Annotated in this window: 10 protein-coding genes and 1 pseudogene; 3 read left to right on the plus strand and 8 right to left on the minus strand. The window is 70.0% G+C overall.

Annotated features, from left to right (window positions below; all coding sequences use genetic code 11):
- Positions 1-152 precede the first annotated feature (152 nt).
- Entirely contained in the window at positions 153-1,202 is a 1,050-nt protein-coding gene (locus H8R17_RS14380) for an endonuclease/exonuclease/phosphatase family protein (protein ID WP_187823568.1), read from the plus strand.
- A gap of 145 nt (positions 1,203-1,347) precedes the next feature.
- Positions 1,348-2,571, plus strand: a complete 1,224-nt coding sequence (locus H8R17_RS14385; RefSeq protein WP_187823569.1) for an MFS transporter — start codon at positions 1,348-1,350, stop codon at positions 2,569-2,571.
- Between the two features lie 86 nt (positions 2,572-2,657).
- On the opposite strand, the gene H8R17_RS14390 is transcribed toward H8R17_RS14385, so the two are convergent.
- From H8R17_RS14390 to H8R17_RS14415, 6 genes are all read right to left on the minus strand, one after another.
- Positions 2,658-3,161 (minus strand): dihydrofolate reductase, encoded by a 504-nt coding sequence (locus H8R17_RS14390; RefSeq protein ID WP_187823570.1) that lies wholly within the window; start codon positions 3,159-3,161, stop codon positions 2,658-2,660.
- Positions 3,158-3,955 (minus strand): thymidylate synthase, encoded by a 798-nt coding sequence (locus H8R17_RS14395; RefSeq protein WP_316959401.1) that lies wholly within the window; start codon positions 3,953-3,955, stop codon positions 3,158-3,160. Before H8R17_RS14395 ends, H8R17_RS14390 begins: the two co-directional genes overlap by 4 nt.
- A 159-nt stretch (positions 3,956-4,114) precedes the next feature.
- Positions 4,115-5,893 carry an NAD+ synthase gene (locus H8R17_RS14400; protein ID WP_187823572.1) on the minus strand — a complete coding sequence of 593 codons (1,779 nt, stop codon included), beginning with the start codon at positions 5,891-5,893 and terminating at the stop codon, positions 4,115-4,117.
- Between the two features lie 77 nt (positions 5,894-5,970).
- Positions 5,971-7,926 (minus strand): protease pro-enzyme activation domain-containing protein, encoded by a 1,956-nt coding sequence (locus H8R17_RS14405; RefSeq protein WP_187823573.1) that lies wholly within the window; start codon positions 7,924-7,926, stop codon positions 5,971-5,973.
- Between the two features lie 183 nt (positions 7,927-8,109).
- Positions 8,110-8,742 (minus strand): DUF305 domain-containing protein, encoded by a 633-nt coding sequence (locus H8R17_RS14410; protein ID WP_187823574.1) that lies wholly within the window; start codon positions 8,740-8,742, stop codon positions 8,110-8,112.
- Positions 8,739-9,401, minus strand: coding sequence for a DUF3105 domain-containing protein (locus H8R17_RS14415; protein ID WP_187823575.1), 663 nt, complete (start codon positions 9,399-9,401; stop codon positions 8,739-8,741). The genes H8R17_RS14410 and H8R17_RS14415 overlap by 4 nt, the downstream gene beginning before the upstream one ends.
- A 347-nt stretch (positions 9,402-9,748) precedes the next feature.
- On the opposite strand from H8R17_RS14415, the gene glnA reads away from it, so the two are divergent.
- Positions 9,749-11,110, plus strand: coding sequence for a type I glutamate--ammonia ligase (gene glnA / locus H8R17_RS14420; protein WP_187823576.1), 1,362 nt, complete (start codon positions 9,749-9,751; stop codon positions 11,108-11,110).
- 497 nt (positions 11,111-11,607) lie between these two features.
- Here the strand turns inward: glnA and H8R17_RS14425 are convergent.
- Together H8R17_RS14425 and H8R17_RS14430 are read right to left on the minus strand one after the other, a co-directional pair.
- Positions 11,608-11,889: pseudogene (locus H8R17_RS14425) on the minus strand (UTRA domain-containing protein); the annotation flags it as partial.
- Positions 11,890-11,968: 79 nt separating this feature from the next.
- Positions 11,969-12,418 (minus strand): VOC family protein, encoded by a 450-nt coding sequence (locus H8R17_RS14430; RefSeq protein ID WP_187823578.1) that lies wholly within the window; start codon positions 12,416-12,418, stop codon positions 11,969-11,971.
- Between the last annotated feature and the right edge of the window lie 25 nt (positions 12,419-12,443).

Raw genomic sequence — 12,443 nt, forward strand, 5'->3', positions numbered from 1 at the left:
TCCATGATCGGGGCAGGAACTCGTGACGTGGCGTCGTACGTCCTCGCCCCCGTACGGCCGTCGAGAGACGGCGTGAAGGGATCCGATCATCCCCTAGGGTCTTCTGGTGGCACGGGGGAGACGGTGTGCACGGTAGGTAGTGAGGCGACGGTATGGCGCAGCAGGCGTACGTGACGGAGACGGACAGCGGCAGCTCGGGGCCCGAGCGCCAGGGGCCCCGGCTTCGGAGCCTGGTCGGCCGGCTGTTCGCGGGCTGGCGGGGCCCGCGGACCTGGCGGCGCGGCATCGTCACGGCGGTGGTCGCGATCCTGCTGGCCGTGGTCATGCTGGTGCACTCACGCATCCCGAACGCGTACGGCAACCTCGGCAGCCTGACCGAGACCTTCCTGCCCTGGCTGGGGGTGCTCGTCCCGTTCCTCCTGCTGATCGGCCTGCTGCGCCGGTCGGCCACCGCGCTGATCGCGGTCGTGCTGCCGGCGGTCGTGTGGCTGAACCTCTTCGGCGGCCTGATCTGGGACAAGACCGCCGGGGGCGGCGACCTCACCGTGGCGACGCACAACGTCAACGCCGAGAATGCCGACCCGGCCGGCACCGCCCGCGACGTCGCCGCGTCCGGCGCGGACATCCTCGCCCTGGAGGAGCTGACGGCGGCGGCCGTCCCGACGTACGAGCGGGCGCTGGAGTCGGCGTACCCCCACCACAAGGTGGTGGGCACCGTCGGCCTGTGGAGCAAGTACCCGATGACCGACGTGCGGCCCGTCGACATCAACCTGGGCTGGGAGCGGGCGATGCGGGCCACCGTCGCGACCCCGGAGGGGCCGGTCGCGGTGTACGTCGCCCACCTGCCGTCCGTGCGCGTGAAGCTGGAGGCCGGTTTCACCGCCCGGCAGCGCGACGAGAGCGCCGACGCGCTGGGCGAGGCCATCGTCCACGAGAAGCTGCCCAGGAAGATCCTGCTCGGCGACCTCAACGGCACCCTGAACGACCGTGCGCTGGGCGGCGTCAGCGCCCAGCTGCGATCCACGCAGGGCGCGGCGGGCAGCGGATTCGGCTTCAGCTGGCCGGCGTCGTTCCCGATGGCGCGGATCGACCAGATCCTGGTCAGCGGGGTCGAGCCGGAGAGCTCGTGGACGCTGCCGCGCACCGGAAGTGACCATCTGCCGATCGCCGCGCGTGTGAGGATCGACACAACAGGTTCGTGAAAACACCAGGTCAGCGGCGTTTCTTCGGACTGCGGCAACCGGGCTGTCAGCTCCCGGAATACCGAGCCTGGGCGGCTTTGTTCCGTACTTGAACATACGGACGTGAACACGTACGGAACCCCGCTCCTGAAAGGCACGACCCTCCATGCCCCTGGCCCTGCTCGCCCTGGCCGTCGGCGCCTTCGGCATAGGTACGACCGAGTTCGTGATGATGGGCCTGCTGCCCGGTGTCGCGGACGACCTCGCTGTCTCGATCCCCACCGCCGGCCATCTGGTCTCGGCGTACGCGCTGGGCGTCGTCATCGGCGCCCCGCTGCTCGCGGCGGTGACCGCGCGCATGTCCCGCCGTACGGTGCTGATCGCCCTGATGGGCCTGTTCGTGGCGGGCAACGCGCTCTCGGCGCTCGCGCCCGACTATGACTGGCTGCTGGCCGCCCGTTTCCTCAGCGGCCTGCCGCACGGCGCCTTCTTCGGCGTGGGCGCGGTCGTCGCGACGACGATGGTGGGCCCCGACCGCAAGGCCCGCTCGGTCTCCCTGATGTTCCTGGGCCTGACGGTCGCGAACATCGCGGGCGTGCCGGTGGCGACCCTCATGGGCCAGCACCTGGGCTGGCGGTCGACGTTCCTCGGCGTCAGCGCGATCGGCGTGGCGGCGATCGTGTCGCTGGCACTGCTGATCCCGCGCGACCGGGCCGCCCAGGCCGAGTCCACGGGCCTGCGCGGCGAACTGGCCGCCCTGCGCTCCCTGCCGGTGTGGCTGGCGCTCGGCACGACGGTCGCCGGCTTCGGCGCCCTCTTCGCGGCGTACAGCTACATCACGCCGATGCTCACGGACGCGGCCGGGTACGCCGGCGCCAGCGTGACCCTGCTGCTGGCCCTCTTCGGCGTCGGCGCGACGGCGGGCAACCTCCTGGGCGGCCGCCTCGCGGACCACTCCATGCGCGGCACCCTCTTCGGCGGCCTGCTCGCCCTGGCGACGGTCCTCGCGGCGTTCCCCCTCCTCATGTCCACCCAGTGGACCGCTGCTCTGGCCGTAACCCTCCTCGGCACCGCGGCCTTCGCGACGGGCTCCCCCCTCCAGCTGATGGTCATGGACAAGGCATCGGCGGCCCCGTCCCTGGCCTCCTCCGCCAACCAGGCGGCCTTCAACCTCGCCAACGCCGGCGGCGCCTGGCTCGGCGGCCTCACCCTGGCAGCCGGCTTCGGGGTGACGTCTCCGGCGGTGGCGGGCGCGGCCCTGGCGGTCCTCGGCCTGGCGGTGGCGGGGACGGCCTATGCGGTGGACCGGCGGGTCGCTCCGCGGGCCGTCCGCGAACGGGTGGTGGCTTCGCATGTGCCACAGCGGGCGGAGTCGAGCGCGCATCTCTGACGGCCGGCACCGGTAGTCGTGGAGCCGGTGAAGGGGCCCGAGGCAACTCCGTCGGCACTGGCGCCGGCGGTCGCGGGGACCGACTGTCACCGCGTGTATCTGCGGATGCGGTAGCGCAGCCCGGACGTCGAGGACTGCCAGCCTTTGTCCTCAGCGACTTTCCACCTCGGGTCCGGTGCCGGGGCGTAGGTGTCGCCGTCCACCTTCGAGTCGACTTCAGTCACCGAGAGCATCGTGGCGTGTCCCAAGGCGGCACGGTAAATTTCCCCGCCGCCGATCACCCATACCGCAGCAGAGGCGGCCGGCTCCAACGACTCGGCTGCAAGTTCCAGGGCCTTGGCGATGGATCCGGCACGCTCCGCGCCTTCGGCCGCCCATTGTGGATCGCGAGTCACCACGATGTTGCGCCGGCCGGACAGCGGGCGGAATCGCGGAGGCAGCGAATCCCATGTTCTGCGCCCCATCACCACTGGATGACCCAGGGTGGTTGCCTTGAAATGCGCCATGTCCTCAGGCAGCCACCACGGAATCGCGTTGCCCGCGCCGATCACGCCATCGAGGGTCTGCGCCCAGATCAGCCCGACGTTCACACCGCGACCGGGGCTTTGATGGCCGGGTGGTGCCGGTAGTCGAGCACCTCCACATCGGAGTAGGCGTAGTCGAAAAGGGAGTCCGCTCGACGCAAACGCAGCCTGGGGAACTCGAACGGAGTGCGCGAAAGCTGCTCGGTCACCTGCTCCACGTGGTTGTCGTAGATGTGGCAGTCGCCGCCGGTCCAGATGAAGTCACCCGGCTTGAGGCCGACCTGCTGCGCCACCATGTGCGTGAGCAGGGCGTAGCTGGCGATGTTGAACGGGACGCCGAGGAACAGGTCCGCGCTGCGCTGGTACAGCTGGCAGGACAGCCTGCCGTCGGCGACGTAGAACTGGAAGAAGGCGTGACACGGCGCGAGTGCCATCTTGGTCAGCTCGGCGACGTTCCACGCGGAGACAATCATGCGGCGGGAGTCCGGGTCGCGGCGCAGAGTGTCGAGAACGTCGCTGATCTGGTCGATGTGCCTGCCGTCCGGAGTGGGCCAGGAACGCCACTGCGCGCCGTAAACCGGGCCGAGTTCGCCGTTCGCGTCGGCCCATTCGTCCCAGATGGTGACGCCGTGCTCATGCAGCCAGCCGATGTTCGAGTCGCCGCGCAGGAACCACAACAGTTCGTACACGATGGACCTGAGGTGCACCTTTTTGGTGGTGACCAACGGGAACCCCTGTGAGAGGTCGTAGCGTAGTTGGTGCCCGAAGACACTTCGGGTGCCGGTGCCCGTCCGGTCGGCTTTGGCTGTCCCGGAGGTGAGTACCAGCCGCAACAGGTCTTCGTACTGGGTGTCCGCCACAGCCCTCGAGTCTACTGGGCCCGGCATACTTCGAGCGTCGGCGTCCCGGCCGGGGCCTTCGGTCACTGGTTCGAACCTCACGCCGCCCTGCCCTCCCGGCACTGCCGCAGTCCGTGGATTGACCGCGCCGTGCATGATCACCCCGAAGACTCAGGGCCCTTACACCGTCTCCCGCCACCCGTTCGTGATCGGCAACCGCCGGTCCTTCCCGAACACCTTCGCCGAGATCTTCGTGCCCGGCGGGTACTGCCGCCGCTTGTACTCGGCCGTGTCCACCATCCGCAGCGTCCGCGCCACCAGTTCCCGGTCGAAGCCGGCCGCGACGATCTCGTCGGCGCCCTGGTCCAGGTCGACGTAGCGCTCCAGGATCGCGTCCAGGACGGCGTAGTCCGGGAGGGAGTCCGTGTCGACCTGGTCGGGGCGCAGCTCCGCGCTCGGGGGCTTGGTGAGGGAGCTCTCGGGGATGGGGGGCGTCTGGCCGCGCTCCTGCGCCGCCTTGTTGCGCCACTTCGCCAGGCGGAAGATCGAGGTCTTGTAGACGTCCTTGATGGGGCCGTACGCGCCCACCGAGTCGCCGTAGAGAGTCGAGTAGCCGACCGCCAGTTCCGACTTGTTGCCCGGGGCCAGCACGATGTGGCCCTCCTGGTTGGAGACGGCCATGAGCAGCGTGCCGCGCAGGCGCGACTGGAGGTTCTCCTCGGCCAGGCCCGTCAGGCCCAGCGAGCCCATGTACGCGTCGAACATCGGCTCGATCGCCACGGTCCGGTAGTTCAGGCCCGTCCGCCTCGCCAGGTCCGCCGCGTCGTCCTTGGAGTGCTCCGAGGAGTACTTCGACGGCATGGACACGCCGTACACGTGCTGCGCGCCCAGCGCGTCGCAGGCGATCGCCGCGACCAGGGACGAGTCGATGCCGCCCGACAGGCCGATCAGGACCGACTTGAAGCCGTTCTTCGCGACGTACGCCCTGAGGCCCACGACCAGCGCCGAGTAGACCTCCTCGTCGTCGTCCAGGCGGTCCGCGTAGCCGCCGGTCAGCTCCGGCTCGTACGCGGGGAGCGGGTCCTCGGACAGGACCACGCGGTCGATGCGCAGGCCGTCGTCCACACGCTGTCCATGAGCGACTGCGTCGCGGGCCGTCGGGGCGTCGGGCGATGCCGCCGGCAGGTCCAGGTCCAGGACCACGCAGCCCTCCGCGAACTGCGGTGCCCGCGCGACGACCTCGCCGCCGGAGTCGACCACGATCGAGTCGCCGTCGAAGACCAGCTCGTCCTGGCCGCCGATCATGGCCAGATAGGCCGTGGTGCAGCCGGACTCCTCGGCGCGCTTGCGGACCAGTTCCAGCCGGGTGTCGTCCTTGTTGCGCTCGTACGGCGAGGCGTTGATGGACAGCAGGAGGCCGGCCTGTGCCGAGCGGGCCGCGGGCACGCGGCCGCCGTCCTGCCACAGGTCCTCGCAGATGGCCAGTGCCACGTCGACGCCGTGCACGCGCAGGACCGGCATGGTGTCGCCAGGCACGAAGTAGCGGAACTCGTCGAAGACGCCGTAGTTCGGCAGGTGGTGCTTGGCGAAGGTCAGCACCACCTCGCCGCCGTGCAGGACTGCCGCCGCGTTCTGCGGGGCGCCGGCCGGCTGGCCGTACTTCGGCTGGGCGGTCGCGCAGCGGTCGAGGTAGCCGACCACCACCGGCAGGTCGCCGAGGCCCTCCTCGGCGAGGCGGGAGGCGAGTGAGCGCAGGGCCGCGCGGGAGGCCTCCACGAAGGACGACCTGAGGGCCAGGTCCTCGACGGGATACCCGGTCAGCGCCATCTCCGGGAACGCCACGAGATGCGCTCCCTGCTCGGCGGAGTGCCGGGTCCAGCGGACGATCGTCCCGGCGTTCCGGGCGAGGTCGCCGACGCTGGAGTCGATCTGGTTCAGGGCGAGACGAAGTTGAGGCACGCGTTCAGTGTAATCGTCAGAGCGACGCAATGGGGTGGTGTGGGTCACCCCACACCACCCCGATCCCCTTGCGGAGGTCAGCGGCGCCGGTACGACTCGACGTAACCGTTCGCGGGCGTGCCCACGCCGGTGACGTCGTCGTAGCCCTTCACGGCCGCGAGCGAGCTGTCCTTGCCCAGGCTGCGCACGGACGTGGCCAGGCCGTCCGTGGCGTCGTAGCCGTTCACGAAGTCGACGCGGGCCACGGCGAGGCCGGAGCCCGTCGGGTTGTCGGTGACGTCGTGGTAGACCTTCGAGCCGGCCTTCGCGTAGATCGCCGGGTTGGCGAAGCCGATCGGCGTGCCGCCCCGGGCCTCCTGGGCCAGCGCCTGGATGGCGGCGATGGTCGGCGCGGCGAGCGAGGTGCCGCCGATGCGGTACTCGCTGTACGCCTGCGACTTGCCGTTTGTCTTCCCGTCCGGCACCGTCTGCGTCTGGCCGACCAGGAACCCGGTGTTCGGGTCGGCGATCGCCGCGATGTCCGGCACGACACGGTTGCCGGCGGAGCCGTTGGCCGTGGCCAGCGCCTCCGGGACGACGCCCTTCTGGTAGTCGGGCTGGGCCACCGTCCTGCTGGTGCCGCCGCCCGCCCCGGAGGTGAAGGCGCCGGGGAAGTCCTTCCAGCTCTTGCCGTCGGCCGACAGCATCGCCTTCTCGGTGCCCCAGCCGGTCTCCCACTGGTACGTGTCGTCTTTGCCGACCGCGAGCGAGGTGCCGCCGACCGCGGTCACCCAGGCCGAGTTCGCCGGGGAGTCGACCTGCTTCGTCCCGGAGTTGGCGACCTCGTCGCCGTTGTCGCCGGAGGAGAAGTAGAAGCCGATGCCCTCCACCGCGCCCAGCTGGAATACCTGGTCGTAGGCGGCCGCGATGTCCGGGGTCTCGGCGGACTCCACCTCGCCCCAGGAGTTGGAGACGATGTCGGCCAGGTGGTTGTCCACGACCTTGCCGAGCGAGTCGAGCAGGTCCTCGTCGGCGCAGGAGGCGGAGCCCACGTACGTGACGTTCGCCGCGGGCGCGACCGCGTGCACGGCCTCGACGTCGAGGGTCTCCTCGCCGTACCAGCCGGCGGCCGAGCATTCCTTGGTGTGCGTGTACTTCTTCGGCAGCACCTGGCGCAGCTGGCCGCTTCCCCACGCGGCGTCGCCGTGCTTCTTGGCGTAGGTGGCCGCGTCGTAGGCGATGGTCGGCGAGGCGTAGGCGTCGGTGATGGCGACCCGCACGCCCTTGCCGGTGCGGGTGCCCGCGCCGTACGCCGCCCGCAGCTGCTTGCCGGTGTAGCCCTTGACGGCGTACGGGATCTTCGTGCCGTACGCCTCCGGCAGCGTGCTCGCGGTGTTCGAGCCGTAGTACGACGAGAACGGCCCGGCGTTGCGGAACACCGTCTCCGGCGGCGGGAGTCGGTCGTCGTGGCTCGCCCGGTGCGGGGCGGTGTCCAGGCCGGTCACGGTCAGGACGGTGCCCTTCAGGGCCGCAGGCACGGTGGCGCTGGTCGCCGGGGCCCGGTAAGTACCGGAGCCCTTGGCGTAGTTGTGCAACTGGGTGCCGAAGGCCCGCTCGGCGGCGGCCACGTCACCGGTGACCGCGACGTAGTGCCGGGTCACGGACGTGACGCTCAGACCGGCGGACGCCAGCCAGGCCTTCACGGCCGCCACCTGGGCCTCGGTCGCGCCGAAACGGGCCTGCGCCTGCCGGGCCGTGAGGTACTTCCCGTACGACGCCGAGTGCGGGTCGGACACGGCCCGCGCGTAGTCGGCGAGACCGGCGGCGTCGCGGCCGGCGAGATAGACCCGGGCGGAGACCGGGGCGCCGTCGGAGGCCGCGCCCCGGTCCGCCCCTGCCGTGGCCCACGCCGGCTTGGTCCCGGCCAGCGTGTCCCGGCTCGGGTTGTCCGCGGCGTGCGCCGCGGGTATGCCGAGCGCCAGCGCGCCCGCGAGCATCGGCAGCGTCGCCGCCAAGCTCACCCCGGCGCGCACAGTGGCGCGTGTGGATCTCATGAGAACCCCCTGTGCGGTTCGTCGCGAGTGGATCACTCGACGCTGGCCACTCTTTCGATGAACTGTTCATGCCAGGGGAATGCGCGGACCAAGATGACCCCAAACGGGACCAAGAAGGCGCCAAGAGCATGGCACACAGGGGGATTTGAGGTTTGCCGGGCGGGGCGGGCCCGAGCTCCGCGGCTACGAACGCGCCGCCGCGGCCCGCTCCTTGAGCATGTCCGCCATCAGCTTGATCTCCGACTCCTGCGCCTCGACCATGCCCTGCGCGAGCCGCTTCTCCACGCCGACGGCACACTGCTCGACACAGCCCTGCGCCATGTGCACGCCGCCCTTGTGATGGTCCGTCATGATCTGGAGGTAGAAGACCTCCGCCTGCCGCCCGCTCAGGCCCTGAAGCTTCTTCATCTCGCTGTTGGTGGCCATCCCCGGCATCAGCGCGCCGTCCTTGCCGGAGGCCGTGTCGCCCATGTCGCCCATGTCCATCCAGGTCATCGGCGGCTCGGACGACACCTTCGGCAGCCCCCACAGGTCGAGCCAGCCCAGCATCATGCCGCGCTGGTTGGCCTGCGTCTGCGCGATGTCGTACGCCAGGCGCCGCACCTCCTCGTCCTTGGTGCGGTCACGCACGATGTACGACATCTCCACGGCCTGCTGGTGGTGCACCGCCATGTCCCGCGCGAACCCGGCGTCCGCGGACTCGGCGGACGGCGTGCCGCCGGAGCCGTCGCCGTCCTGCGCGACGGCGTAGGTGATCGCGCCGGCCGCGACGAGCGCCGCCGCCGCGGCGCCCGCGATCAGTCCCGCCTGCCTCACTGCGGCAGCCCGTTCGTGCACGCGGCGCCCGGCTCGGGGGTCTGCTCGCCCTGGACGAACTTCTCGAAGAACTTGTCGACGTTCGGGTCGCTCGCGCCCGTCACCGTGCGCTGGTGGCCCCACGCCGTCAGCATGACCGGGTCCTTCTGGTCCTCGACCGGGCTCATCAGCGTGTACGGCGTCTTCTTCACCTTCGCCGCGAGCGCGTCGACGTCGGCCTTCTTCGCCTTGCTGTTGTACGTCACCCAGACCGCGCCGTGCTCCAGCGAGTGCACGGCGTTCTCGTTCTTGATCGCCTTGGTGTAGACGTCGCCGTTGCAGTTCATCCACACCTGGTTGTGGTCGCCGCCGACCGGGGGCTCGCTCTGGTAGTTCACGCTCTTCGCGACGTGGTTGCGGGTCAGCTCACCCTCCCACGTCCTGACGCCGTCCTTGCCGGTGACGAACTTGCCCGGGCCCTTCGAGTCGCTCGCCGTGGTTCCGGAGTCGGACTGCGACTGGACCAGGACCACACCGCCGACGCCGAGACAGGCGACGATCACGGCACTGGCGGTGATCGTGAGGATCCGGTTGCGGCGCTCGCGGGCGCGCTCGGCACGCCGCATCTCCTCTATGCGCGTTTTGCGCTCGGCGCTGCTGCTCTTCTTGGCGGAGGCCATCGACTGTGTCCTTTGGGGGATCGGACGGACGGAGTCTGTGGAACGGATGTTTTGATCGTACTGTGGCGACCGGGGGCCCCCGGAAGGCCCGGAAGACCCGGAAGGTTGCAAGAGGCCCGCAATCACGGTCGCGGGAGTCCCGCCATTACGGATGTCAGTCCAAGCAGGCAAGATGGGCAGCAGAGCTGTACACCTGCCGTAGGTGCCGTGTTCGCCCCGGCGTCGGCCGGACGATCATGGTCCGCAACGCGCACGAAATGGTGTTGTGGTGGGATGCTCAGGTGCCCGACCGCCTCCCGTGGTGCGGGAGACACGCGGTCTGACCAGCAAGGATGGGGAAGCGGAAGATGGACAAGCAGCAGGAGTTCGTGCTCCGGACCTTGGAGGAGCGCGACATCCGGTTCGTACGCCTGTGGTTCACGGACGTGCTGGGCTTCCTCAAGTCCGTGGCCGTGGCCCCGGCCGAGCTTGAGCAGGCGTTCGACGAGGGCATCGGTTTCGACGGCTCCGCGATCGAGGGCTTCGCCCGGGTGTACGAGTCCGACATGATCGCCAAGCCGGACCCGTCGACCTTCCAGATCCTGCCGTGGCGTGCGGAGGCCCCCGGCACGGCCCGCATGTTCTGCGACATCCTCATGCCGGACGGCTCCCCGTCCTTCGCCGACCCGAGGTACGTGCTCAAGCGCGCCCTGGCCCGCACCTCCGACCTGGGCTTCACCTTCTACACGCACCCGGAGATCGAGTTCTTCCTCCTGAAGGACCGCCCGCTCGACGGCTCGCGCCCGACCCCCGCCGACAACTCCGGCTACTTCGACCACACCCCCCAGAACATCGGCATGGACTTCCGCCGCCAGGCGATCACGATGCTGGAGTCGATGGGCATCTCGGTCGAGTTCTCCCACCACGAGGGCGCGCCGGGCCAGCAGGAGATCGACCTCCGCTACGCGGACGCGCTCTCCACGGCGGACAACATCATGACGTTCCGCCTGGTCATGAAGCAGGTGGCGCTGGAGCAGGGGGTCCAGGCGACCTTCATGCCGAAGCCGTTCTCCGAGCATCCCGGCAGCGGCATGCACACGCACCTGTCGCTCTTCGAGGGCGACCGCAACGCCTTCTACGAATCCGGTTCGGAGTACCAGCTCTCCAAGGTCGGCCGCTCCTTCATCGCGGGCCTGCTGCGGCACGCCGCGGAGATCTCGGCGGTCACCAACCAGTGGGTCAACTCCTACAAGCGCATCTGGGGCGGCGCCGAGCGCACGGCGGGCGCCGGCGGCGAGGCCCCGTCGTACATCTGCTGGGGTCACAACAACCGCTCGGCCCTGGTCCGCGTGCCGATGTACAAGCCCGGCAAGACGGGCTCGGCGAGGGTCGAGGTCAGGTCCCTGGACTCGGGCGCGAACCCCTACCTGGCGTACGCCGTCCTCCTGGCCGCCGGCCTGAAGGGCATCGAGGAGGGCTACGAGCTCCCGCCGGGCGCCGAGGACGACGTGTGGGCGCTGTCCGACGCCGAGCGCCGCGCGATGGGCATCGAGCCGCTCCCGCAGAACCTGGGCGAGGCGCTGACCCTGATGGAGCGCAGCGACCTGGTCGCCGAGACGCTGGGCGAGCACGTCTTCGACTTCTTCCTGCGCAACAAGAAGCAGGAGTGGGAGGAGTACCGCTCCGAGGTGACGGCGTTCGAGCTGCGCAAGAGCCTGCCGGTGCTGTAGCTGTAGCTGTAGGCGCAGGGGCGTTGTCCGCGGATGCGGTCGGCGCACCGCGAACAGACCGGTCAGCGCCGGCTACGACGACAGAGCGGGAGACGGCGTAGGCCTTCGGGGAAGCCGGGACCCGGCTGGGGTTGCACGTGGAACCCGCTGCGGGCCCCGGCTTCGGGAGTGGCTGTCGTGGTGGTACGGCACCGTTACGTGGCCGTCCTCGATCACGCTCTCGCAGAGCACGCACAGGGCGATGCCGGAGAGCGTGTCGTAGTGGTCGCACAGAGCCACGACGGACCGAGCGAGCCTCTTGACCCGCGCGACCTCACCGTTCAGGCCCGCGGCCTTCGCTTCTATGAGCGTTGGACGCGCCCCGGGACCGGTCGGACGGTCGCCGGGGTTCCTTGTGCCGGAAGCGGGCATGGCGCGCCCGCCGCCGATGGCACATGCGCGGCACTGAAAAGAGACTGGACCGGTGGACCGGTCCAGCCAGCGGAGCGTCAGTTTCCTTACTGCATCGGGTAGTTGTCGATCTGCTCGAACACGTGGGACGGCGTGACGCCTTCCTCGCATACCAGCGGGCGATTTTCCTGGTCATACGCCGTGTGCAGCATTACGGCGACGGCCGCGGGCCGCTCCACCTCAAGCAGATGGGCTTCTTCCTCGGCGGCCAGCCGCACCGTCGTCACGTCAACGCCTTCCACCGGAAACCGGCCGGTCTGACGGCGCACGTAGTGCGTGGTGCCCTCGGAGATCGGCCCCCTCATGGACAGTCGCTGGGCGGCGTCGGCAGGCCCGCATCGCGGGCCCGGCCGCACGGGAAGAGAACGGCCCGAGGGCGCTCACCTGAGCGCCCCCTCCATGGCGGTGTTATCGCTGACGCTGGCCCGCCAGATCCCCCAGCAGCTGGTGCAGCGGCTCCGTCGCCCGGACGCGGTACTCCTGGATCGCCCAGCCGTTGCCGTCGGGGTCCGTGAAGTACATGAACGTGGCGCCGTCGTCTGGGGCGTACTGGACCGGCTCGGAGACGTCGAGGCCGCGTTCGACGAGTTCCGCGTGGGCGGCCTTGATGTCGGCGACGCACAGTTGCAGGGCCTGGTACGAGCCGGGAGCCGGCTTCGGGCCCTTGGCCATCTCCCAGATGCTGTCGCCGAGGGCGATCGAACAGCCGGAGCCGGGCGGCGTCAGCTGGACGATCCGCATCCCCGGCATGACCTCCTGGTCGATGTCGACGTGGAAGCCGACCTTGTCCCGGTAGAAGTCGCGGGCCCGGTCGATGTCGCTCACCGGCAGCGGGATCACTTCGAGCGTGTACTCCATCGCGTGGCTCCTTCGTCGACGTCCG

The sequence above is a fragment of the Streptomyces sp. TRM68367 genome, from assembly GCF_014495685.1.
Lineage (GTDB): Bacteria > Actinomycetota > Actinomycetes > Streptomycetales > Streptomycetaceae > Streptomyces.